Source organism: Belliella marina (genome assembly GCF_042682445.1).
In the GTDB taxonomy this organism is placed as follows: Bacteria; Bacteroidota; Bacteroidia; order Cytophagales; family Cyclobacteriaceae; genus Belliella; species Belliella marina.
The window spans coordinates 289,891-313,918 of the sequence record NZ_JBHUHR010000015.1 but is presented as its reverse complement, the minus strand read 5'-3'; the positions used below and the strand labels follow the sequence as shown (position 1 = coordinate 313,918).

Annotated in this window: 24 protein-coding genes; 11 read left to right on the top strand and 13 right to left on the bottom strand. The window is 40.2% G+C overall.

Annotation, left to right across the window (positions count from 1 at the left end):
• The first annotated feature begins 144 nt into the window (after positions 1–144).
• A complete protein-coding gene (locus ACFSKL_RS05670; RefSeq protein WP_376884256.1) occupies positions 145–2,880 on the top strand; it encodes a CHAT domain-containing protein in 2,736 nt (911 codons plus the stop codon).
• 185 nt (positions 2,881–3,065) lie between these two features.
• On the opposite strand, the gene ACFSKL_RS05665 is transcribed toward ACFSKL_RS05670, so the two are convergent.
• Positions 3,066–3,788: an anti-sigma factor gene (locus ACFSKL_RS05665; protein ID WP_376884253.1), complete on the bottom strand. Its 723-nt coding sequence runs from the start codon at positions 3,786–3,788 to the stop codon at positions 3,066–3,068.
• The gene (locus tag ACFSKL_RS05660) at positions 3,778–4,314 is read right to left on the bottom strand and encodes an RNA polymerase sigma factor (RefSeq protein ID WP_376884252.1); all 537 of its coding nucleotides are present in this window, start codon (positions 4,312–4,314) and stop codon (positions 3,778–3,780) included. Before ACFSKL_RS05660 ends, ACFSKL_RS05665 begins: the two co-directional genes overlap by 11 nt.
• Positions 4,315–4,441: 127 nt before the next feature.
• Between ACFSKL_RS05660 and ACFSKL_RS05655 the strand changes: the two genes are divergently transcribed.
• From ACFSKL_RS05655 to ACFSKL_RS05645, 3 genes are read left to right on the top strand one after another with little or no spacing between them, the layout of a single operon-like run.
• Positions 4,442–5,746, top strand: coding sequence for an OmpA family protein (locus ACFSKL_RS05655; RefSeq protein WP_376884250.1), 1,305 nt, complete (start codon positions 4,442–4,444; stop codon positions 5,744–5,746).
• 4 nt (positions 5,747–5,750) lie between these two features.
• Positions 5,751–6,149: a hypothetical protein gene (locus ACFSKL_RS05650; protein ID WP_376884248.1), complete on the top strand. Its 399-nt coding sequence runs from the start codon at positions 5,751–5,753 to the stop codon at positions 6,147–6,149.
• Positions 6,146–7,588 carry a hypothetical protein gene (locus ACFSKL_RS05645; protein WP_376884246.1) on the top strand — a complete coding sequence of 481 codons (1,443 nt, stop codon included), beginning with the start codon at positions 6,146–6,148 and terminating at the stop codon, positions 7,586–7,588. Before ACFSKL_RS05650 ends, ACFSKL_RS05645 begins: the two co-directional genes overlap by 4 nt.
• A 259-nt stretch (positions 7,589–7,847) precedes the next feature.
• Here ACFSKL_RS05645 and ACFSKL_RS05640 read toward each other — a convergent pair whose 3' ends face one another.
• Genes ACFSKL_RS05640 through ACFSKL_RS05630 form a run of 3 tightly spaced genes read right to left on the bottom strand, consistent with a single transcriptional unit; the run spans position 7,848 to position 10,103 of the window.
• Complete coding sequence (locus tag ACFSKL_RS05640; RefSeq protein WP_376884244.1) at positions 7,848–8,561, bottom strand: LytR/AlgR family response regulator transcription factor; 714 nt, start codon at positions 8,559–8,561, stop codon at positions 7,848–7,850.
• Entirely contained in the window at positions 8,558–9,607 is a 1,050-nt protein-coding gene (locus ACFSKL_RS05635) for a sensor histidine kinase (RefSeq protein WP_376884242.1), read from the bottom strand. The genes ACFSKL_RS05640 and ACFSKL_RS05635 overlap by 4 nt, the downstream gene beginning before the upstream one ends.
• Entirely contained in the window at positions 9,597–10,103 is a 507-nt protein-coding gene (locus ACFSKL_RS05630; protein ID WP_376884240.1) for a DUF2306 domain-containing protein, read from the bottom strand. The genes ACFSKL_RS05635 and ACFSKL_RS05630 overlap by 11 nt, the downstream gene beginning before the upstream one ends.
• 367 nt (positions 10,104–10,470) lie before the next feature.
• On the opposite strand from ACFSKL_RS05630, the gene ACFSKL_RS05625 reads away from it, so the two are divergent.
• The gene (locus ACFSKL_RS05625; RefSeq protein WP_376884239.1) at positions 10,471–11,343 is read left to right on the top strand and encodes an alpha/beta fold hydrolase; all 873 of its coding nucleotides are present in this window, start codon (positions 10,471–10,473) and stop codon (positions 11,341–11,343) included.
• Positions 11,344–11,459: 116 nt separating this feature from the next.
• On the opposite strand, the gene ACFSKL_RS05620 is transcribed toward ACFSKL_RS05625, so the two are convergent.
• From ACFSKL_RS05620 to ACFSKL_RS05605, 4 genes are read right to left on the bottom strand one after another with little or no spacing between them, the layout of a single operon-like run.
• Positions 11,460–11,990, bottom strand: coding sequence for a hypothetical protein (locus tag ACFSKL_RS05620; protein WP_376884237.1), 531 nt, complete (start codon positions 11,988–11,990; stop codon positions 11,460–11,462).
• Positions 11,980–12,732: a Spy/CpxP family protein refolding chaperone gene (locus ACFSKL_RS05615; RefSeq protein ID WP_376884235.1), complete on the bottom strand. Its 753-nt coding sequence runs from the start codon at positions 12,730–12,732 to the stop codon at positions 11,980–11,982. Before ACFSKL_RS05615 ends, ACFSKL_RS05620 begins: the two co-directional genes overlap by 11 nt.
• Before the next feature lie 15 nt (positions 12,733–12,747).
• Positions 12,748–13,074 (bottom strand): hypothetical protein, encoded by a 327-nt coding sequence (locus ACFSKL_RS05610; RefSeq protein WP_376884233.1) that lies wholly within the window; start codon positions 13,072–13,074, stop codon positions 12,748–12,750.
• On the bottom strand, positions 13,058–13,549 hold the full coding sequence (locus ACFSKL_RS05605) for an RNA polymerase sigma factor (RefSeq protein ID WP_376884231.1): 492 nt from the start codon (positions 13,547–13,549) through the stop codon (positions 13,058–13,060). The genes ACFSKL_RS05610 and ACFSKL_RS05605 overlap by 17 nt, the downstream gene beginning before the upstream one ends.
• Positions 13,550–14,031: 482 nt before the next feature.
• Here ACFSKL_RS05605 and ACFSKL_RS05600 point away from each other — a divergent pair, with 482 nt between their 5' ends.
• The 3 genes from ACFSKL_RS05600 (at position 14,032) to ACFSKL_RS05590 (ending at position 17,032) form a co-directional block, all read left to right on the top strand.
• Positions 14,032–14,910 carry a YncE family protein gene (locus tag ACFSKL_RS05600; protein ID WP_376884229.1) on the top strand — a complete coding sequence of 293 codons (879 nt, stop codon included), beginning with the start codon at positions 14,032–14,034 and terminating at the stop codon, positions 14,908–14,910.
• Positions 14,911–15,048: 138 nt separating this feature from the next.
• Positions 15,049–16,050: an acyl-ACP desaturase gene (locus tag ACFSKL_RS05595; RefSeq protein ID WP_376884227.1), complete on the top strand. Its 1,002-nt coding sequence runs from the start codon at positions 15,049–15,051 to the stop codon at positions 16,048–16,050.
• 127 nt (positions 16,051–16,177) lie between these two features.
• Positions 16,178–17,032 (top strand): pirin family protein, encoded by an 855-nt coding sequence (locus ACFSKL_RS05590; protein WP_376884225.1) that lies wholly within the window; start codon positions 16,178–16,180, stop codon positions 17,030–17,032.
• On the opposite strand, the gene ACFSKL_RS05585 is transcribed toward ACFSKL_RS05590, so the two are convergent.
• From ACFSKL_RS05585 to ACFSKL_RS05570, 4 genes are all read right to left on the bottom strand, one after another.
• Positions 17,029–17,805 (bottom strand): Rossmann-like and DUF2520 domain-containing protein, encoded by a 777-nt coding sequence (locus ACFSKL_RS05585; RefSeq protein ID WP_376884223.1) that lies wholly within the window; start codon positions 17,803–17,805, stop codon positions 17,029–17,031. The genes ACFSKL_RS05590 and ACFSKL_RS05585 overlap by 4 nt on opposite strands.
• A gap of 102 nt (positions 17,806–17,907) precedes the next feature.
• Entirely contained in the window at positions 17,908–18,390 is a 483-nt protein-coding gene (locus ACFSKL_RS05580; protein ID WP_376884221.1) for a hypothetical protein, read from the bottom strand.
• 49 nt (positions 18,391–18,439) lie between these two features.
• A complete protein-coding gene (locus tag ACFSKL_RS05575) occupies positions 18,440–19,261 on the bottom strand; it encodes an ion transporter (RefSeq protein ID WP_376884219.1) in 822 nt (273 codons plus the stop codon).
• A gap of 22 nt (positions 19,262–19,283) precedes the next feature.
• Complete coding sequence (locus ACFSKL_RS05570; RefSeq protein ID WP_376884217.1) at positions 19,284–19,577, bottom strand: hypothetical protein; 294 nt, start codon at positions 19,575–19,577, stop codon at positions 19,284–19,286.
• Positions 19,578–19,903: 326 nt separating this feature from the next.
• Between ACFSKL_RS05570 and recJ the strand changes: the two genes are divergently transcribed.
• From recJ to ACFSKL_RS05555, 3 genes are read left to right on the top strand one after another with little or no spacing between them, the layout of a single operon-like run.
• On the top strand, positions 19,904–21,631 hold the full coding sequence (recJ, locus tag ACFSKL_RS05565) for a single-stranded-DNA-specific exonuclease RecJ (RefSeq protein WP_376884215.1): 1,728 nt from the start codon (positions 19,904–19,906) through the stop codon (positions 21,629–21,631).
• A gap of 4 nt (positions 21,632–21,635) precedes the next feature.
• Positions 21,636–22,373: an LPS export ABC transporter ATP-binding protein gene (gene lptB / locus ACFSKL_RS05560; protein ID WP_376884673.1), complete on the top strand. Its 738-nt coding sequence runs from the start codon at positions 21,636–21,638 to the stop codon at positions 22,371–22,373.
• Positions 22,373–23,890, top strand: coding sequence for a GH3 auxin-responsive promoter family protein (locus ACFSKL_RS05555; protein ID WP_376884213.1), 1,518 nt, complete (start codon positions 22,373–22,375; stop codon positions 23,888–23,890). Before lptB ends, ACFSKL_RS05555 begins: the two co-directional genes overlap by 1 nt.
• Positions 23,891–24,028 lie beyond the last annotated feature (138 nt).

The following is a 24,028-nucleotide window of genomic DNA, read 5'->3' as shown; positions in this document are numbered from 1 at the left end:
ATAGTAATCTGCACCCAAATCAAAAATCATATCTGCTTCCAATAAGCTGGAGCTTATTTATTATACGATTGACCAATCGGACGCATCATTGTCTGGTGATATTTGGAAATATTAGTCAATGGAAATCTTTTATATAATCTAAGGATGGGGAGTTTTTGGCAACTGAGCAAGTTTATTTTGCTATTGGAATTACTTTATGTCATTGCTTTGCCAGGCTATGGACATAGTGATAAAGAAAATTACAAACAATGGCTGGATGCTGGGGAATATGACAAAGCACTTGGTTTGGCTTTGGATTCCCTTGAGTTGTTCCCAATAGATGAGATCTCCAACGAAAAAGCCGAAGTGCTCAAAGACTTAGGCTATATCTATTCAGCTTTGAACAATTTTGCCAAATCATCAGACCATATTCTCCAAGCGATAGAAATCCTGAATGAATTTCCTGGAGCGGATTTGAATTTGTTGGCTTTATGCCACAACAATCTGGCCTATGCCTATGATTGGATGGGATATTCCAACCGCTGCATTGATCATTACGAGAAAGCCTTCGAATTGTGGTCCAACAACTATTCGGATGATTATTGGAATATGGCGACCATTTTCAACAATCTCCGGGATGCATTTGTCCAGTATGGTGACCTCAAAAGGGGGAGGTATTACATGGACAAGTTTGCAGAATACACAGACCATGCAAAACAAAACCTTATCGAAGATGAATTGGACTTGCTGGATTATGACGTCAGGTTTTTGTTTAGCCAGGTGACCTTTCTTTCTAACATCCCCGAAGAAAAAGCCGTTCTCCAAAGATGGGACGAGTTGAAAGTACTCTACCCAACTGTGAAACGATCCAAATTGACTGGGCTGGAAGCATATTTTCTTGCATCATTGGAAAACATCGGTTTTATGTATAAGACTATGGGCAAGTATGATCTTGCATTGTCTTTTTATGACGAAATGAAATCCTATGGTGCAAAGGATTTTTTTGAGATGAAGATGGATGCAAATAAAGCAATCGTATATTATCATGACAAACAGTGGCATTCTTCACTCAGTCACTGCAATAAGGCTCTCAGGTATTTTGAAAAAAACAAATTTGGAGTCAGCGAATTGGTATTGAAAGTCCTGAAAGCAGAGATGCTGTTTAGGACAGGGGAAGTTGACGAATCCAAAGTGCTCCTTGCAGATATTTATGGGCTTTGGACAGCGAATCCTATTGGTTTTTCAGAATTGCGGTCTTTGGACATACTGTCTCTACAGGGCAAAAACAATATTGGGTATATCGACGTATTGATCAAGTCTGCCAATACTATCTATGAGATTGGATTGCTTGAAAATGACAACAGTTTGATTCAGATTGCCTACAATTTTTACACCCTTGCTTCACAAACTTTTGAAGCCTTTTATCTGAAGGGAGCATACAACCCACAGCTAGCCCAGAAGCAAAGCCAAATATCCGATGGATTGTTGACGATACTTACAACCAATCCAAATCTGATAGAAAATGGAATTATGATGGGGGTAAATCAGATAGAAAGAAATGAGTCCCAACAATTTGTAAAGGAATTTTTGAGTAAAAACATCCAAAATCTAAGTGGTTCATTTGAGCTGATTAGGCAAAAGAATGATTTGATACTTACAGTCAAAGGATTGGAAGATTCTGGGGTAGAGGCCTCTGAGGATTTGATCATGTACCGGTTGTTGCTGGACAGTATTGAGGACCAAATAGGAAAAGACGGCTTCATGGGCTATGCGAATGATCCACTTGGTTTTGACATATCCCGGATCCAGCAAATGCTGAAAGCCAATGAGCTTGTTTTGAAGTATTATCTGACAGATAAAAATGGGTTTCTCTTGGGTGTGGAAGGGGAAAAGATACATTTATTCCATCTTGGGGAAAGGGATGTCATCCTGAAGGAAATATTTGGGCTGAAGGAAAAATTGATAGATCCAAAATTGGATTTCAAAGCTGAATCCAAAGTGCTTTTCCGAAGATTGATCCCCGATGGAATGCCAATTTTAGGCAAAAAATTGGTCATCATACCACATGCAGAGTTAAGTTATATCCCTTTTGAAACTCTGATGGATGCTGAAAGTAATCACCTCCTACAGACCAACCCGGTCAGCTATTCATATTCCCTGAAGTTTTTTGAATATAGGAACATGAGGGAAAAAAAGTTTGATGGGGATTTTTTGGCGAGTTATGCCCCTGCATATGATGGAAGTGGCTATTCGAGTATCAAGAACAATAGAAAAGAAGCTTCTTTGGTAGGTAATATTCTAGGGGGGAGTGTGTTTCTCAACACAGATGCCACCAAAAAGACTTTCATTTCGAACATGACCCAATTCAAGATTCACCACCTGGCATTGCATGCGGAACAAGATGATTTTTCGTTTGAAAATTCGGCTTTGGTTTTTTCAGGAGACGAAAAGTTGTTTTTTCATGAATTGTACAATTTGCATTTTCCGGCAGACTTGGTAGTTCTCAGTGCCTGCAATACGGGAGTGGGGAGCTTGGAGCCTGGGCTTGGGTTGATGGGTTTGGGCAGGGCATTGACATATTCTGGAGTAGGAGCGTCTGTATATAGCCTTTGGCCAGTTTCAGATAAGGAGACAAGCGTATTGATGGAGTATTTCTATCAGTATCTCAAAAATGGGTTTCCAAAAGATGAAGCACTCAGATTGGCGAAAATAGATTTTGTCAAACACAATTCCCTAAAAACACATCCTTATTTTTGGGCAGGATTCGTATTGAATGGCGATACTTCGGAAGTGACTGAAGCCAATTTTGGATATAGACCTTATTTGTTCGCAATTTTCTCTGCGTTTGTAATGTTTGCTGTTTTTTGGTTTTGGAAAAAAGGAGTCGAAAATCGCAATTAACAGAAAATCATTGCGGAGGACTACCAATAGCAGGGCAGTCTTGGGCCGTGTCCCCATAGAATAGAATCCGGACTGCCTTGGTCTGTGTCTTCAGAGATCAAACAGATCAGCACAAAATCCTCAGTCCTCAAATCCCCTTCGTTTCGAAAATGCAATAATTGATTTCCCTTAGGGAAAAGATCGTTTTAAGGTATTTTGTCAAATAACTCACTTGCTTTTCCAGCAAGCACATGCTCTGTCTTGGCTACTTTTTCTATTTTTGACTTGGCATTTTCGTTATCTTTTCCCTTCAGTAAAAGCAAGCCTAAGTACCAATCTCTGGGAGTCTTGTAGATATCGGGGATATTTTGGTCTATACTTTCCAGTAAGCTGTAAGCGATATCATATTCCTTTAGCTCCATTGCAGCCATTGCTGCATAATATTTGCTGACCATGTTTCCCGAACCTTCATAGTCTTGCAGAAGGAGGTCTTTGGCTATCTGGTAGTCTTCATTTTCATAGGCGAGGAAAGCCTCCGATAAGCTTCTGTCCATACTTCCTCCCCTAATGGATGGCATCTCAAGGTTTGGAAATGTTTCGTAATGTGCCAAAAACAGATCGTTTTGTTGTGAGTATTGGCTGGTCAGCCAGTATCCTATCCAGGTGAGGGAAAGCAGCACTGCGAGTGCTGCTGCCATCTTCCATGATCGCCATCTTGGTTTTCTTGCTTCCTGTGACTTTTTATGTAGGATTTCTTTGAGTCTTTTTCTCTCATTGAGGGTTGAGGCGATCTTGATTTGATGCCTAAACTCAAGGTCTGCCTTTAATTCCGGGTCTTTTTCCAATTGATTTTCAAAATCACTTTTTTCCTCTTCACTGAGCTGGTTGTTCAGGTACTTCTCAATTAGCTCTTCCATATTATTTTTCATAAACTTGAAATTTTTTCTTAAGGTGTTGGATACATCTGGATTTTTGGCTTTTCAGTGTTTCTTTGTTTGGATAGCCAAGAAGGCTTACAATTTCCTCAGTGGATTTTTCTTCGAAATAACTCAACTTGATTATTTCCCTGCATTTTTCACCCAACTGACCGAGGTATTCCTGAAGTTTGATGATTGCGGAATTTGTTTGTTCAGATTCAAAACCGTCCCATTCCAGCTCCTCAGGCAATTCAGTGACCAATGCACCATCATTCTTGCTGTTTGCCAACCTTTTGTATACCATATATTTTCCGATGGCAAAAAGATATGTCTTGATGCTGCTTTTGATGTCCTTGAGTTTGCCTTTGACAGCATTCTCAAATAGAGCCAATACGGCATCCTGATAGATATCTTCAGCAAGATTCCTATCTAACTTGTACCTTTTCAGAAAATCTAAAAAAGGTATCCGGTAATCGACGTAGACCTGCTCTAGTGCCGATTGATCGCCATTTTGTAATCTATCCAGTAGTTCTTTCACATCTACTCCATTAGTGTAAGGTATCCCTCAAGGTAAACCCCTCAAAAAATATTTTTTCAGTTGGGTTTACCACAAATGGGTTTTTGCACTAAGTATAAAATTAAAATTCACCAAAACCATACATGAGATGAAAAAAATTTTAATAATTCTGGCATTTCTTACTATACAAGAAGAATTGGCTGCCCAGAATGGAGTAGGTCAACGGGTAGTGCAGAGAAGCAAAGACCAAACCACCAATAGGGCGGAATCAAGGTCTGAACAGGGTGTCGATAAGGCCCTCAATAAAATTGAAGAGGGGATCGGCAGTATTTTCAAAAAAAGAAATAAAAAGAACAATCGGGAGGAACGCCAAGCCGAGGAGGGGGTTGAAATGGGGTCTTCAGAGGATCTCCAAAATCAGGGTGAGGGTGTGTCAAGAAGCAGTCATAAGAGAAGTGTTGACTCTAAGTTCGATTTTATATCTGGAGAAAAAGTGATTGCTTACGAAGGTTTCGAGAATGTTGCCATGGGAGATTTTCCTGTAGATTGGAATACAGATTCAGGAGGGGAAATAGTGAGGTTTGAAGGGGATGACATGAACTGGATGCTACCTGCCAAGTCAGGGGTTTTTGTCCCAGATTTTGTCAATAAGCTACCTGAAAATTTCACGTTGGAATTTGACATCACCGTCAGTGAGGATTTTTCGAACAGCATGGGAGGACTGAAGACGATATTTGTCGAAGCTATGCCTGATAGGATGGCTTATGACCTTCATTTCAGTGGTGATACGCAGGTGTTGGTGGAAGTCCATCCCCTTCCTGAAGGGATCCAGTATTCCTATTTTTCCAAAAGTAGTACAGGTACGGAACTTCGAAACAATGGTACCAAATCAGGGGATTTTCTATCCGTGTATAGAGTCTCCATGTGGAGACAAGGTACAAGGTTAAGGGTATATATCGACGACGAAAAAATATATGATCTACCTAGGGCTTTTTCAACGGGTGTTGAGTATGCATTGCTTTTTGGGACAAACTATTGGTCTGGGGATCTGTATTTCACTGACCTGAAAATTGCCTCGGGGGAACCTGATACCAGAAGCAAGCTGATCACTGAAGGTAAGTTTGTTACCAATAGCATCACTTTCGACAGCAATTCAGACGTATTGAAAAATTCTTCCTTTGGAGTGTTGAAGGAAATTGCTGAGACACTTCAGCAAAACGCGGGTGTTCGGGTTCAGGTCATTGGCCATACAGACAGTGACGGTTCGGAAAATCTCAACCTTGATCTTTCCAAACGAAGGGCAGCAGCTGTAAAAAGTGCCCTTGTCAATGATTTTGGGATAGATGCATCAAGATTGGAAACAGATGGCAAGGGTCAGTCCCAGCCGGTTTCTACCAATAATACTTCGGAAGGAAAAGCCCAAAACAGAAGGGTGGAATTCATCAAACTCTAAAGTCATGAGAATAGCAATCCTTACATTGATGCTGTTCTATGCAATTGGAGTCCATGGGCTCTTGGGGCAAGATTTGGTATTCACCAACACAAAAAGTGATGGGGTTTATCCAAAATTCGTCATCCAAGATGGGAAGACCACGCTGTCAGTCAAAGGTTTGATGGCTACAACCAAGCAGACCTGGAATCAAGTTCCGGTGAATTTTGACAATACTGATGGTCGCTCTCGACATAAAATGGTCGTCTCCCAAAATATGGGCAGTGCAACCATTACATATGAATTTCTTTGGATTCATATCCGGTCAGTAGACAGGTACACTGGGCATGTCAAATCCATTACCAATTACAACAATGGAAGTAAACCGATTGAAAGAATGGAATCGTTTAATGGAAAATTGCTATGAAATCAATAAAATATCTCTTATTAATTATGGTGTTGGTTTGGTGTTGCCCATTGTTGGCTACACTTTCCAATGCCCAACAGCGAAAAGTCATCCGGGCAAGCCAGATTCCTTCAGAGAAGGCAGGAAGACCAAGTCAGGAGTTTACTGAGGAAGATTCCCCAGAGAGCGATGACTGTGATGAAGATGAATTGTCTAAAAAGTTCAAGGACAATGAGTTGCTCAGAATTTTCAGTTTCCCATGTGGTTTTCAGGGAGCTGAGGGGAGCAGCATTCCAAATGGTATAGGTGGTGGGTCACCTTCTGGCCAGCCATCTCCCGATGGTCCAGATATCCCTACAGGAAATAAACAACCAAAAATCCCAAAGACTCCCAGGCAGGGGCCGCCCGCAATCATGCATTTTGATAAGAAAATCAGTTATGCGCTGTATACCTTAGAGGGTGAGCTTGGGGTGAGTTACTTCTATCATAGTACTGCAGAGGGATTGTCTATCAAGGATACCAAAGCGTTGGAGAAATTGAGCCGGGAGAAAATGGAAGCCCAGATGCATCAGGTGTTTGACCCCAACAACGAAAGGTTTATGGGATACATCAAAAGCAAGGAAGGGTCATTTTTCACCAATATGGATTTGGGTGGTTATGATGAAGGGAATAGTGGGTTGGAGGCTAAGGATTTTCTTGATTCTGCAATTAAGTCTGGAAGAAAATCAACCAATAAATTTTTGGGATTGGACAGTGAGGAGTATGTGGTAAACATAGATGGAAAGAAAGTGGGGGTTTGGTTGGCCAAATCTCCCGATGTAGAGTTTTCGGGAACTTCCCCAAGGACAGTTCTCGGATTCTCTGGTTTGGGCTATGTCTATGATGGCAAAGGCAAAACTTACCTGCTTATCGGCATGAGAGATTCCAAATCTTTGGTTATGATGATAGGGTATGAAGACGCGGATTTTTCCTTTGACACCAGGGGGTATCAGGGGATGAATTCCTATCTGGCTGATCAGTTGGGTGCAGCTGCTTTTGACAAGGGTAATCCGAATGGATACAATACCATGGTTGAAAAGCAGAACAGTGAGAATTGGTCAAATTTTATGGAAAGCAATAACATACTTTCACTTGGAGAGGGATATGACAATCCGGAGTTTTCCATTGAGGTATTTGATCTGATGATAGCATCAATGGACAACCACATATTGGGAGCAAAAACCGCACTTAGTGAGCTTCAAAACAACAATGGTGTGGAGGCTTCGAAAAGAAGAGCTGAAGCCCAATGCAACCTTAATTGTTACACCAAAAAGAAATCGGAATTGGAGAGCTTGAAAAAACAGGTATTGGCTATCCAGAAAAACAATAAACTGCCCTATGATGAAAAACAGGATCAGTTGGACGAGATTTATGAAAAATTTGGTGCCACACAATCCAAACCATGTGACTGTTGGGATTGATTAGTCCTATGTCTTTGCCAATCAATAAAGCCTTTGGGTATAAGCATATACTCAAAGGCCAATTTTTGGTATTTTATGAATATCAAAAACCGAAATCCTTATGCCTTTGATACAGTGTTTACCAAACCTTACTGCTGGATCAATAAAAAAATTGTCAATTGATTGTTTACCCATCTATTCCCAAACAAGCTCTCTAACCCTAATCTTTTTAATCTACCTCGACGGAAAGGCTCATTTAATTTTCCCAACCTTACAATCTCTAACCTCCCCCAGTCAACTCCCCAATAATTTCATTTCTCCTGTTTCTCGAAATTGGGATTTTGGAGATTCCCATATCCAGTTCATTGCCCGTGATTGCCAAGACTTTTGACTTGGCGGCGATGTAGGTTTTGTGTACCCGGAGAAAGTCAGATGTAGGAAGCATTTCTTCCATACTTTTCATGGTGAGCAGGGTGATATGACGATCTGTGGCTGTATAGATCGATACATAATTCTCCATGCCCTCTACATAGTGGATGTCGGCCAGATTGATCCTTTTTAGGGCATTGTCAACTTTGACATAGATGCTGTCTTTCTGCAAAGCATTTTTGGAATTACTCTCTTTACTTTGTCTAAGGGTAAGAATTTCCCTGGCTTTGTTCACGGCTTTGACAAACCTGTCAAAGGGATAGGGCTTTACCAAATAATCCACCACATCCAATTCAAAACCTTGTAAGGCATAATTGGGATATGCGGTAGTCAAGATGACAAGTGGAGGGGAGGAGAGTGATTTGAGGAAATCGAGCCCAGTGATCTTTGGCATCTGAATGTCCAAAAACATCAAATCTGGCTTTTCGGAAGCTAGTATTTCATTGGCTTGAAGGGCATTTTCACATAGACCACAAAGCTCAAGGCTCGCTATCTCATGGACATAGCTTTCCAGACCTTGTCTGGCCAATGGTTCGTCTTCTACAATGATTGCCTTGATTTTCATCCTTCTAGCTTTATTTTCAAATGTACAAAATATCCCTCTTGGTCATGCCTGATACTTAGCTCATGTTGCTTTGGATAGACAAGTTCAAGTCTTCTCTTGATATTATTCAGACCAATTCCTCCAACCTTTGGTTCCTTCGTTGTATTCTTTACTTCACAAGTATTGAAAAATGTGGCTTCCAATAACTTCCCTTCCTTTTTTATTTTGATCTGAACAGTATTGGGCCGGTCTGTGTAGGTGGAGAGATGCTTGAAGCAATTTTCCAAAAATGGAATCAGCATCAAGGGGGCAACCTCAAAGCCAGCCAAATCTCCATCTTTTTCAAATGTCAATTCCAATCTTTCACCTTTACGGATTTTTTCGAGTGCAAGGTAGTTTTCGAGGTAATCCAATTCTTTGGCGATGTCGATCCTGTCTTCTGCGAATTCGTAAAGCTGAGATCTCAGTAGGTTTGATAATTTGATTAAGGTGTCGGAGGCTTTTTCAGGATCAATCTTGATCAACACATAGATAGAATTGATGGTATTGAAGAGAAAATGTGGATTGACTTGTGCTTTGAGATATTGTAGTTCCGTCTCTAGCCGCTCCTTTTCCATGGCTTCAACTATTCTTTGCTGTCTTCTATTGTGTGAAAATATCGCAAGGACCAATAAGGCGCCAACTGTGAAGAAGTTAGAAATAGAAAAAAACATGATGATCTGAATGAAGTCTGTCTTGAAAATTTCCTCTGGCCTACCCCCAAGCCATAGCTTGATCATAGCATACATGACAAAACTAAATACCACACACAAGACTAGATAAATGATAATCAAAAGATAGGAATTCAGTTTTTTTTGATCCTCAGAGAGAAACATCCAACGCATCGTATAAAAAAGTGATGCATGTGCAAACAGATAAATTCCCGTTACACCATAAAGATCAATTATATTTTCATAATATGGAGTATAGTAATCGACCCAAAAGAAAAAATATACTGCCCAAAATAGAAAATGATGGATCTTATAGTGTTTAAGTTTTTCGATCATGAAGTAGAATTTATCGGCCATATTTATTTTGCCAAATTGGCCTAAATTTTAAATAGAAAGATACTCCAATTACCATTACTACTGCTGTTCCGATTCCGACAAATTTATAAAATACCATATTTGGCTCACCGGTTTCTTTTAGCACAATGTCAGGAAGTCTTGAGAAAGTCTCTGCCATCAATGCACAATAAAGACCAATTACGCTCCAATACATAAAGTTGAAATGGTAAACCAGATAGTCTTTTGTTTTTTTTGAAATCAAAGGGTATAGGCCTGCGATGATTGTCATAATGCTGATAATCGCAAACCAGTGGAATATTCCAAACTTGCCAAAAAGTCGATAGATCATAAATGCAGTTAGGTTCACCAAAACCATTGACAGAACATATGCATAGCCGACTTGTTTGTGTCTTTTGGTTCCTTTGTCTGAGACCAAAACATAAAACCCTAAAATCAAGGCCGCAATTGATGCAAGCAGATGGATTTGTCCGATGAAGTTACCAGTAATGTTCCCCATGAATTTATTGGTTATGGATGTTTTTGAATTCAAATTTTAGTCTTTACTTTCTTTTTGGAATGCCTTCGCCAAACCTAAGGTTAAAAATACAACAGCTACGATATATATTGTCCACCAAATCATTTTTCTCTTTCTCCAAAAATCACAATAATCAAGAAGGCAATCAAAATTGATTGACCAATCGTAAGTTTTCAATGACCAATTGTCGATAAAACCGAATTGTTTGAGAAAAGGATAGTTTTATGGCTCGGAAACAGTTTTTGAGAGTGCTTTTTACATTTCGTCAAGTCCCAGACCCCCTATGTCAAAGTAATTTTAGGAAGTCTATTCCTTCTGCCAAATTTGAGTCAAACAAAACAGCAAAATCATGAAAACAACAAAGTCTATCTTGACGCTTCTATTATGCATGGCATTTACAGGGACAATATTTGCGCAGCAATCTGAGAAAGTAATGAGTACAACTGTCTTGGGAAAAGGACAGCCGATAATCTTGATTCATGGGATGGCCTGTACTTCTGATGTTTGGGATGATTTGGTGGGAAGGTATAAGGATAATTATGAATTGCATTTGGTTCATATCAAGGGATTTGGTAATGATGAGTTTGTAAAAAAGGATCATTACCTCAAAGCAATTTTAGAAGAATTGATTTCTTATACGAAGGAAAATAACTTGGAAAATGCCATTCTCGTTGGTCACAGCATGGGTGGTTTTTTGAGTCTTTGGGCAGCAGCAGAGGCGCCGGAGTTATTTGAAAAAGTGGTGTCAGTGGATGGTGTGCCATATTTTCCTGTATTGCAGATGCCGGGGATAACTCCTGAGTCTGCCAAGCCCATCGTAGAGCAAATGACTGCGGGGATGGCCTCAATGAACGAGGAGCAAGCCTTGCAAAACCAAAAAACGATTGTCGAAACAATGATCGCTACTCCTTCCAAAAGAGAAAAAGTGATAGAGATGGGAATCAGTAGCAACCCCAAGATTATCGGTCAGGCCTATGGTGAAATGTACACTACAGACATTCGTCCATTGATGGAAAAGATCAAAATCCCTGTTCAGGTTTTTGGTGCTTGGTCCGCCTACCAAAACTTCGGTGCTACCAAAGAAAACGTGACATTAGGATACCAAAACCAACTGAAAGACATCAAAGATGCAGATTTGCTAGTCGCAGAAAGTGCCTACCACTTTGTGTTCTTGGACGAGCCGGATTGGTTTTATTCGGAAATGGAGCGGTTTATCAAGTAATTTTTATACGATAAAAATAAATCCCTGTATGACATGGACAAGCCCTTTGGAAACCATTTATGTTTCCAAAGGGTATTTTGTCTCTTTTATATATAATAGCGGATTTCAATTGTTACTTAAAGGGATTTTTTGTCAGTTTCAGATCTCAACTTCTTGAAATGTGTACTATATCTCCCTACTTTTTGGTTTTTGAGAAATTTAAGTTCAAGAATTTCATCATTTACTTTTATAACTTTTGCCTGAAGGACATGGGGTGGAAACTTTGTCTTCCAGGTAATGATGGAATCCTGATCTGATACATTCCAAACATCAGCATATTGTATTATTTCTTTCTTGTCTATAAGTGTGGATCTGAGAGAATCTGGGCTAAAAAAATCCATATATGTATTTTCATGTACATCATCCATCCATGCCATGATGTCTACAAGAGCTGCTTCATCGGTATGGTTAGGTATGGAATGCAATATTGAAAATTCATAAGCTTCATTCTTTGTCAATTTCCATTTTCCCAATAATTGTCTTTTAAGGTCCTGTGCAAAAACAATAGAAGTAATACAACCAATCAAAATAGATAGAAATAACCTTTTTTTCTTCATCACAATTTTCTCGTCTGCAAACCCTTCAAGGGTTTGCATTTTATTTTTCATATTTGAAGTCCGCTCCTTTTTTAAGGGTAATGATGATGACACCATTCGAAGCTTTTGGTCCATATTGACTTGTTGCTGTAGCATCTTTTAGTACTGTTATACTCTCAATATCATTTGGATTTATATCTTTCATGTCCTTGATGACTGTATCTTTACCATCTTTTTTGAGAATGTAAAGGGGTTGATTTTCCCCTGACAGACTATTTGTTCCACGGAGTACAATACTCGTTGATTTTTTCTCTCCATCTGCCGAGGAGTAGGAGGGCGTACCACTAAATACGGATACACTATTATTTGTTGATATCCCTTCAATCCTACCGTTGCCTTTATATCCTGTTACTGAAATGCTAGGTTTGCTAAACTTCGCCAATTGAGTAGCTTGTTCTTCATTCAGCTCATTTCTGATGGACAAAAGGTTGCTGAATTGTTTTTTCTTTAGTTGGTTTTCCAAGTTGAGGACTTTGTCCATTTGCTTTTGGGCTGCTTCTGAATTTATTTTTGGTTCTTGGAGTATTTTCTTCAGTTTTTCATTTTCCGCATCCAGATCCCATCTCAGCGTGCTGAATTCACCAGCATTTTTGCTGTGAATCGCCTTGATCTTTTCTGCTTGTTGATCGCTTAGGGAGATTGTTTCCCTATTTTTCATAATCAATTCGGCTGGAAACAAACTTCCCTGAAACAAATCTTGTCCTTGAACCATCCCTGCCAAGAGCAATAAGTACACTGTGAATAATTTTTTCATAACATTATAATTGGTTTAGAATTCATTTAATAAGGATGCGGTAGGAGATTCCCACACATCCATCGATGCGGCTTGTTCAATGATGATGGTTTGTTCTTGGTTTTCTCGTTCTATCAGGGAAATGATTATCATATCCTGATAGAGGGTAATGTCATCTTTTTCTTGATTCCAAATCCACAATCCCAATAGAAGAGAAGCTGCTATGCCAATTGGCAATAGCTTCCAGATCTTGAAAGTTGGTTTTCCGGGGTATGTGGGCGTGTTTAAGTGACTGTCTTTATTTCGAAGCTCAGAAAAAAACATTTCCAGCTCTACATCGGTAATATCATCTTGTAGCTTCATAATGTTGTTTTTTTAAAATGAGTTCTTTGAGTTTTTTCTTTCCCCTGTCGTAATGGACCCGGGCTGTTCCAAGCGTCACTTCCATCACTTCAGCGGCTTTTTCCAATGTCATTTGATGGTAAAATACCAGCAATAGAATTTCCTTTTGTCTTTCCGGTAACATTTGGATTAATTCTTCATGGGATGTCGCTTCCGGTATTTTGTCAGGTTCTGCCAAGTCGAAATCAGCATTTAAAGAAACGGTTTTCTGATCCCTTTTCAGCCATTCCAAGGCTGTAAACCTGATTACTGAAAACAGCCATGTCTTTACTTTAGATTCTGCCCTGTACTTTGCTTTTTCTTCCCAGATTTTCAGATACACATGCTGCAACACATCCTTTGCGAGCTCCTCATCAAAACCACAACACTGCCGAGACCAGAGATAGGCCTCATGATGGAGTTCCTTGATGATTTGATCGAGTAGCTGTTGCTTCATACTTATACCTTAGTGTCTAAAAATACGGAATATATGACAGGGGGATATGAGATGGTAGAGAAAAGAGGCAAGATTTGCAGAAGGCATTGGGATATAAGACACAAGGCAAAGACCTCAGACAAAAGTGAGATGCGATAAAATCAACCACTAAGAGCCTGTCCCGAACATTGGGAGGGTGAACTTCTTCAATTAAAAGAAAAAAGTCCCGGGCAATTTCGAAACAAGATGTTTTTGGAGGTAATTTGATGTTTGGTGAATTGGGAAATATATAGCTCCAAAAGTTTTGAGTTGAGATTATAAGAGTCTGTAAGTAAAGGAGTTTTGTCTTATGGTTTCTGGCTTAAGGGGATTTTTCTTTACCTTCTGTCATTCAATTGCCTGATTGCATACCAGTTCCTAAATTATTGCTTAATTTTAAGGTGTTGAAAAAAGGATTCAAAGAAGAGTAACCTAACGTTCAAACCAAAAACGGAAACCAAATTATGAAAACCAATCTAAAATTATCACTTGTTTTTCTTCTATCGTTCTTGATCTGGAGTTGTAACTCCAGCACAAAGACGGAAGAAGTCACTGAAGTTGAAATAGAAGAAACCACAGAACCATCACTAACCAAAGTGTGGGAGACTTCCGAGGATTTGCCCACCAATGAATCCGTCCTGTTTGACGAGGCTACCGGTGATATCTATGTCTCAAACATCGACGGGAATCCGACAGAAAAAGACGGCAAGGGAAGCATTGCCATGATCAATAAAGAAGGTGAGATTCTCCACAAGGAATGGGTATCAGGTATAGATGCACCCAAGGGGATGGGAATAAGCAATGGAAAGTTATATGTCACAAACATCGATGAGCTTGTTGAGATAGATATCGAAACAGCCCAGATCAGCAAGAGGTATGCAATAGAAGGGGCTGAGTTTCTAAATGACATAGATACGGATGGAGACAAGGTGTATTTTTCCGATATGAAAACCGGGAGAATCCATCTTTTCGAAAATGGTGATTTCAGTATTTTTGCCGAAGGCCAAGATAACATCAATGGCCTAAGGGTAGGCAAGAATGGTGTGCTTTACGGACTAGATGGTTCAGGATTGAAAAAATACAATTCGGACGGAAGTTTCGAAACACTCAATAGGGTAGTTACTGGTGGTGATGGTTTGATTGTCATTGATGAGCATACTTTCATAGCAAGTAGATGGCAAGGGGAAATCTATCTGATCCAAGATGGAAAAGAGACTAAAATACTGGATACCAAAGACGAAGAATCGAATACTGCGGATATAGGATTTATACCTTCCGATAACCTTGTCCTTGTTCCTACGTTCTTTAAGAACAAGGTAGTTGCGTATAAATTAAACTATTGAGTAATAAACCTTAATTAGAAATAAGGTTTACTACATCGCATTTCTCTATTTTGTACGTATCTTTATAGCAATTTCCCGACATAAATCTATGACTAAAGAATTTTTGGGGATTTCTGTAGGGTGTTGAATGATTACATTATGAACAAGTCAAAAAATATCAATTACGAATTAGAAAAAAACATGGAAGTCATCAGCCAATTGGATGATTTCGTGGGTCATGCTGTGGACAATGTTTTGGTTGATCCGGATGATTGTTGGCAGCCAACGGATTTTTTGCCGGATATGGCTAAATTGGATGCCTTCGATCAAGTGAAACTCCTTCAGGAGAGAGCTGCAGGTATTCCGGATACCGTGATCACTTCTCTAATCGGAAATATGATTACCGAAGAGGCACTTCCCAGTTACCAGACTTATTTCAATTTGCTGGAAGGAATCAATGAGGAAGGAAGCTTGCTCAGCCCTTCGGGATGGGTGAGATGGTCCAAAGCTTGGACTGCTGAAGAAAACCGTCACGGTGATCTTCTCAACAAGTATCTCTATCTCTCAGGAAGAGCCGATATGAAGAAAGTGGAGCAGACAATCCACAGGTTGATTTACAATGGGTTTGATCCAAAGTCAGAAAAAGATCCGTATCAAGCCATTATCTATACCTCATTTCAAGAAAGGGCTACCAAAGTATCCCACGTCAATACAGGAAAGCTGGCTGACAAAGCTGGTGACGATGTCCTTTCTAGGATCTGCAAAACCATAGCCGGAGATGAAGCAAGGCATGAAAAAGCCTATAAAAGCTTTATGTCTGAGATATTCAAAATAGATCCTAATGGGGCAATCATGGCATTCGAAAAAATGATGCGCAAGCAGATTGTGATGCCTGCGGTATTGATGGGAGAAGGAAGCGCAAACCCTACCCTGTTTGATCAATTCTCTGCCATCACACAGAAAATCGGGGTATATACCGGATGGGATTATGCCAGAATCATTGACCACTTGGTCAAATTGTGGGATATCGAAAAATTGTCAGGATTGAATGATGTGGCTTCAAAAGCACAAGATTATTTGGCAAACCTAGCTGACCGTTACATGCGGGTAGCCGATAGGATGAAAGCGCCAGACGAAGTTCAATTAGCTTGGTTAAAATAATATTGGGAAGTCATTTAGAATAAAGACTATAGAAAAGCACTGGATTCAAACCCAGTGCTTTTTTTGTTTAGCATGGAACAAATTTGATGGAAAAGCGATTTGAATGTATATACACACAAATTCGACAATGAAAACAATCAAGGCAATACATCCGGCATCTTACCATCCAATCGCAGATCTCATCACCTACAACCCCTTGCCCTCACAGAATCTAAGGCAAATTGATCCTTTTATTTTTCTCAATCACCATGGATTTCAAACTTACCCCAAAAATAACAATGGACTTCCGTTTGGTCCACATCCGCACAGGGGAATGGAAACGGTCACATTTATCTTGGAAGGAGACATCATGCACAAAGATTCCGGTGGTCATGAGTCCGTTATTGAAAAAGGGGGGATCCAATGGATGACTGCAGGTAGTGGGCTGATCCATGCGGAGGTCAGCTCAGGTAAATTCAAAAAAGAGGGAGGAGACCTTGAAATACTTCAATTGTGGGTGAATTTACCTTCCAAACACAAAATGACAAAACCCAAGTACGTAGGTTTGCAAAATGAAGAAATCACGCGTTTTGAACTGGATGGAGGAAAAATCAGCGTACAACTGATCTCTGGTGAGTGGAATGGCTATCGAGGACCTCTCGAAACCATCAGTCCGATGCTGATGAGTACTCTCTACCTCAAACCAGGGAGTTCATTCACCAAAATTATCCCAAAAGAAGAAAATGTGTTTTTCTATGTAGTGAGGGGAGAAGTACAGATTCAGGGTGAAAATATTCCATTCAGAAACCTCATTGAATTCAATAACGATGGAGATTCCTTGACGGTAAAAGCATCAAAAGATTCAGTAATCCTCTTGGGGCATGCCATGCCTTTCAACGAAGCTTTGGTAGCACACGGTCCTTTTGTGATGAATACTCAGCAAGAAATCATGCAAGCCTATCAAGATTATCAAGCTGGGAAATTTGGAGTTTGGGAGGACTAATTCACATCGATTATATCCTGTGAGATAAGCCTGTACAGCTCTGCCACTTGCTCATTGTAATTCAGAAAATGGTGATGGCTGTCCAGTGTGCCAAAATCTCCCCGTATGGCTGGACCAGTCTGGGCTTTTTTGGCACCTATTTCCAAACTTTTGCTGATAGACTCAATGATCAGGGGTTTGATCATTTCAAAGTCCAATCCCTGTCTCGCCATGATTTCTTCCGACAACCTTATCATATGGTTGGTGAAATTGCTTGCAAATACAGCTGCTACATGTAATGCCAGCCTATCTTTTGATTTTACCAAGTAGTTGTTCGGAGAAAGGCTCTTAGCCAGTTTTTTCAATTTTTGCAAAGTCTCCTCATCCTCAGACTCCAGCAGAAATGGAACATCCTCAAAATCAATCTTCCTCCCCTTGCTAAAGGTCTGCAAAGGATAAAAAACACCAGTATAGGAGGCAGAGCTGTAGCCTAAGATACTTAATGGGACAGTTCCCGAAGTATGTAAAAGAATGCTTTCCTCAGGTAGGATAATCTCATCAGCTATATCCGAAATGGCAGCATCGCTGACCGCCAGAATGAATATTTCTGCTTCACTTTCAGAGAAATCCAAATCATCTACAGCTTCTGCCACATAGACCTTTTCAGTCAATTTTTCTGCATCCTCCAGATTTCTACCATAAATTTCAGTGATGGTATGTCCCGCATTTTCCAAAGCAGGGACGAGATGGGAAGCCACATTTCCTGTACCTAGAATCGCAATCTTAAACTTCATGAATGAAAGATAAAAAAATTATAACTTCGATGCCAAAAAGTATACTATTTGTCTGACCTCCTTCAGCCCTGACTAGTGCTTGGGAGGTCAGACGAACAATGTCTAATCGGTTAAAGTCCTTTTGAAAAACATTCTGGTAATAAACAGACCACTGCTATCTTCCGCTCCAGCATGGCTTTCAACTGCACTTGTAACATACACCAAACCATACCCTTCCGATTCCAGCTCCATGATTCTAGCTGCTATCATCGCATCATTTGAAGCAATGTTCTGGAAATTTATCCCTGTTGCACTAAAAAAGTTCAACAGCTTGGCCTCGTCAAATTTGTCTACCTTAAGCTCTTTGCGACTTACATTTCTTTGGGAAGACTTCTTCCCGTCTGTCCTGGAAGTCCGAAACTGTTCGGTATCTACCTCTGTCATGTTTTCGATCATCCTAGACCTCCCAAGACCCATCGGAATGATGGACTCTACCACTGTTACGATTTTCCATTCATTGAATGATTCCTGGACTTCGTCGGACTGGGCTTGTGCAGTAAATCCCACACTGACCAGCAGCAAGCAAAAGAAAATAGATTTTTTCATATGTTTTAGTGAATTTTAAAAAGTATAACGGATGAAATAAAATCAAGGCTTATTTTTCAGGGAATTTCTCACCACAATTTTTGCAGAATTTAGCTTGGAGGTCAGATTCTATAAAATTGCAATTGCTACAAGTACGTGCATTTGCCATGCTGATTCTATTCTTTACACTTGCCATTTCTGCAGTTACGATACCTGTCGGCACGGCAATGATTCCATAGCCCATCAGCATGATCAGGGAAGCCAAGAACTTTCCAAATGCTGTCAGTGGTGTGATGTCGCCAAACCCTACAGTAGTCAAAGTGACTATGGCCCAATACATGGACATGGGGATACTGGTAAAGCCGTTTTCAGGTCCTTCCACAATATACATCAGTGTACCTGCTATCAATACTATCGCCAAAACAGACCCAATAAATATCTGGATTTTTGCCCTGCTTGCCTTCAATGCTTCTTTCAGAAATTCAGCTTCATTCAGGTACCTGCCCAATTTCAGGACCCTGATGACCCTAAGCAACCTCAGTGACCTGATTACTACCAGAAACTGGGTGTTCAAAAGAATCAGGCTCAAATAAGTCGGGACAATTGCGAAAAGATCCACGAGACCATAAAAACTCAAGACATAGCCTAATTTTCGTTTGCTCAACCAAATCCTAAGTAAATATTCCAGTGTAAAAAGTACAGTAAAAGTCCATTCCAATACAGTGAAAAATGCATGGTACTCCATCCGGATAGCACTTACCGAATCCAAAATCACCACAATGACGCTCCCCAATATCAAAATCAGGATGGTTATGTCAAAAGCTCTTGAAGCTTTGTCATCATGTTCGAAAACTATATGTGCTAATCTGTTTTTAGATGGGATCAAAGACATTTGAATAAAGTGTTTTTCGAAGTTATAAAATGCTGTTTATTATAGTTTTACCGTCTGAAGCAGTTATTCGAAAATTTCGAATAACTGCGCTTTCCTCTTCACTGTCAGAAAAAATCCTTTTGAGGTGATAATTCACGGTATGCGTTTCTACATTATAAAGCGTACCCATCATTTTTTGTGTCAGCCATACATTTTCTTCAGCATAAATAGCATCCACACCGCCTTCTCCCGTAGCTGCAATAAAGGTTAAGTATTCTGCTGATGAAGAGCGAATTATTTCCTTTGACTCTAATTTTTTATTTTCCTTCTTGCTCATTTTTTCTTCGTTTTTTAACTTTCGCTAACAGGGGATCCTTTTGCAACATCTCTTCACGCATTTTAAACAATTATTCCAAACGCTCAGTATCATTTTTAAAAGGTTGCAAACGGTAACCCTGCTCCATATCCGTATTCTTATATTTTCTTAATTCTTTCCAATATCAGCTGATATATTTTTAACCTTTAAATTAGCCAGTAAATTTTTAATTTTCTCAGAAAACTACACATATCTAAGATATAAACCAGAATCCAGTTTATCAGAAAAGAACAAATAAATTCAACTCCCTATACTTAATTAGCCATTCAGTTTAGTAATTTAGCCTTATGGTGTACAACTGGAAGATCAGAGAAAAGGCGGATATAGAGGATGTGAATTCTTTGAGTAGTGAAATCAATGTCAATGAAACATTGGCCAACATGTTGGTCAACAGAGGCATCAATTCTTTCCAAAAAGCAAAAGACTACTTCCGGCCGGATTTGGACAAGCTCCATGACCCCTACCTGATGAAGGATATGGACAAGGCAGTGGATCGTCTGATCCAAGCAATCGCCGCCGAAGAGAAGATTTTGATCTATGGGGACTATGATGTGGATGGCACTACTTCAGTGGCTCTGGTCTATGGCTATTTGAGCCAGTTTTATGGCCATTTGGAATTCTATATTCCAGATAGGTACAAAGAAGGTTATGGGATTTCGGAAAGGGGGGTCAGATATGCGGCAGAAGAAAATTTCAAACTGGTAATATCCTTGGATTGTGGGATCAAAGCCATAGAAAAAGTAAAGTTGGCCAAGGAATTGGGAGTGGATTTTATCATCTGTGACCATCATACGCCAGGAGAGGAACTGCCTCCGGCAGTAGCTATACTCGACCCTAAAAGGACAGATTGTACTTATCCCTACAAAGAATTGAGTGGCTGTGGGGTTGGTTTCAAGTTGATTCAGGGATATGCCATGAAAACAGGCAAAGATGCATCCAAAGTCACTTCTTACTTGGATTTGTTGGCGATCAGCATAGCGGCGGATATTGTCCCGATTACCGGGGAGAACAGGATAATGGCATTTTATGGGATAGAAAGGCTCAACAACAACCCCAGGCCGGGTATCAAAGCATTGATATTAAAAAGCAATCTGATCGAAAAAGAAATTGATATTTCTGATATCGTCTTCAAGATCGGGCCAAGAATCAATGCTTCAGGAAGGTTGGAACATGCCAAAGCTTCTGTGGAATTATTGATTTCCAAAGATCTCGACGATGCCATGCGCCGGGCAGAAATCGTAGATACGGTCAATGCAGCCAGAAAAAACTTTGATGAAAACATCACAAGGGAAGCCCTTCAGATGATCGAAGAGAAAGATACCATCCACCAAATGAAATCCACAGTGCTTTTTAAAGAAGATTGGCACAAAGGAGTGATAGGGATCGTAGCTTCCAGATGTATCGAGAAGTACTACCGGCCAACAATCATCCTGACAGAGTCCAACAATAAAGCCACTGGAAGTGCCAGATCAGTTTATGATTTCAACATCTACGAAGCGATCAGTGAATGCAGTGATTTGCTGGAGCAATTTGGAGGACATAAGTATGCAGCCGGTCTGACCATGTCGGTATCAAATGTGGTGGCATTTCAGGAGAAATTCGAGAAAGTAGTCAGTGCCAGAATCCAAGATGTACACTTGATGCCTGTCTTGGAGGTGGATGATGAGATTCTATTGGATCAGATCAATTATAAATTCTATAACATATTGAAACAAATGGCACCCTTTGGACCGGGCAATTCCGAGCCTATTTTCTATGCCAACCAAGTATATGCAGAAGACGTGAGGATTCTCAAAGAAAAACATCTTCGTTTCAATGTCGTTCAAAATGGTCAGGTCACCAAACCGGTATGTATTGCTTTTGGAATGGCAGACCGAACCAAATACGAGGACGAGATTGTATACAAAATGCTGAAACAAAAGATGAGGTTCGACTTGGCATTCGAAATCAGGGAAAATACCTTCAGAAATAACAGTAGCTTGCAGCTGTATGTCAAAGACATAAAATTCGATTGATATGATGATATTAAAGGCAGACAACCTTGTGAAGGTTTACAAGAGCAGAAAAGTTGTCAATGACATTTCCGTAGAAGTCAAACAAGGTGAAATAGTTGGCTTATTGGGCCCAAATGGGGCAGGGAAGACGACTTCTTTCTATATGATAGTCGGTTTGGTTCAGCCCAATGAGGGTCAGATTTTTTTGGAGGATAAAAATATCACATCCTTACCGATGTACAAACGAGCGCAATTAGGCATTGGCTACTTGGCGCAGGAAGCATCTGTGTTCAGAAAACTGTCTGTGGAGGAGAATATCATGGCTGTGTTGGAAATGACTAAGCTGAAAAAAGCAGAGAGAAAAGAAAAAGTCGAGAGTCTTTTGGAGGAATTCTCCCTGACCCATGTGCGAAAAAACTTGGGGATGGTACTGTCCGGAGGAGAGAGGAGGCGGACGGAGATTGCACGGGCATTGGCTGTAGACCCTAAGTTTGTGCTGCTGGATGAGCCTTTTGCAGGTGTAGACCCCATCGCTGTAGAAGAGATCCAGACTATAGTGGCGAAGCTCAAAAACAAAAACATAGGAATCCTGATCACCGATCATAATGTGAATGAGACACTATCGATTACCGATCGGGCCTATCTGATGTTTGAAGGGAAATTGCTCAAAGCTGGCTCAGCAGAAGAACTTGCCGCAGACGAACAAGTGAGGAAAGTATACTTGGGACAAAATTTTGAATTGAAACGTAAAGTGTTTAATTGATGGAAGTAGTCAATACTTTTATGACCTGGATTTTTAAAAACCGTATTGGTCAAATCAAAAATTTTATGGAAAACCCGATTGAAGTTCAAGAAGAGATTCTTTTTGAACTGATAGACAATGCCAAAAGAACGGAATTTGGCAGGATGTATGGTTTTTCAAAAATCAAAGATTACAATGATTTTGCCTCAAATGTCCCGATCCATGATTATGAAGAGATGAAGCCTTACATAGAAAAAACTATGGAAGGCACTCAAAATGTGATTTGGCCAACAGAGATAGAGTGGTTTTCAAAATCATCAGGCACTACTTCCAGCAGGAGCAAATATATTCCCGTGTCCCAAGAGTCGCTTGAAGAATGCCACTTCAAAGGTGGGAAAGACATGATTTCCCTGTATGTCAACAACTATCCCGAAAGCAAACTGTTTTCTGGAAAAGCCCTGACTATCGGTGGCAGTCTGGCACCCAACCCGATCTCTCCAGACCTAACAAGCCGAGTGGGAGATATTTCTGCAGTGATCACCCAGAACCTTCCCATTTGGGTTCAGATGGCCAGAACCCCAAGTCTCGATATTGCTTTGATGGAAGAGTGGGAGGCGAAAATAGACCGGATGGCTCGGGAGGTAATGCATGAAAATGTCACCAGTATTTCTGGAGTGCCGACTTGGACTATTGTATTGCTTCAAAGGGTATTGGAGTTGAAAAAAGCAAAAAATATCCTTGAAGTATGGCCAAATCTGGAAGTGTTTTTCCATGGTGCAGTGGCTTTTGGGCCGTATAGAAGCCTTTTCAGGGAATTGATCCCAAGTGAGACCATGCACTATATGGAGACTTACAATGCCTCGGAAGGTTTTTTCGGCATCCAAGACCAAAGAGATTCTGATGAACTCCTTCTGATGTTGGATTATGGGATTTTTTATGAATTTGTCCCTATGGAAGAATTGGAAAAGGAAAGTCCGAAAGTAATCCCTCTTTGCGATGTTGAAGTTGGGAAAAATTATGCCATCTTGATTTCGACCAATGCAGGGCTTTGGAGGTATAAAATTGGAGACACTGTCAAGTTTACAAGCACATACCCCTATCGGATCAAAATCTCAGGAAGGACAAAGCACTTTATCAATGCATTTGGGGAAGAGGTTATTGTGGAAAATGCAGAGAAAGCCATACAGATGGCGGCTGAAAAAACCAGAGCAAGCATTATGAACTTCACTGCAGCTCCCGTGTACTTCAATGATTCAAAATCCAAAGGAGCACATGAATGGATCGTAGAGTTCAAAACCATGCCGGACAATCCGGATTTATTCAGGGATTTATTGGATGTCTCGTTGAGGGAAATCAATTCAGATTATGACGCAAAACGTTACAAGGATTTGGCATTGACAGCTCCCAAAGTACATTTGGTGGCAGAAGGATTGTTTGAATCCTGGATGCGATCCAGAGGGAAGTTGGGAGGGCAAAATAAGGTGCCTAGACTCTCTAATTCCAGGGAATACATCGATGAAATCCTGAAATTGATATAACATAGATTATGGTTATCCGCAATGGCACCAGCAGTTAAGATGCATATGAAATCATGCGGATAATAGTCGACGGTTGACACTTGTGCGCCGAGACATAGTCAACAGCCCCTGGAAATATTAAAGGTAAAATATACTAAG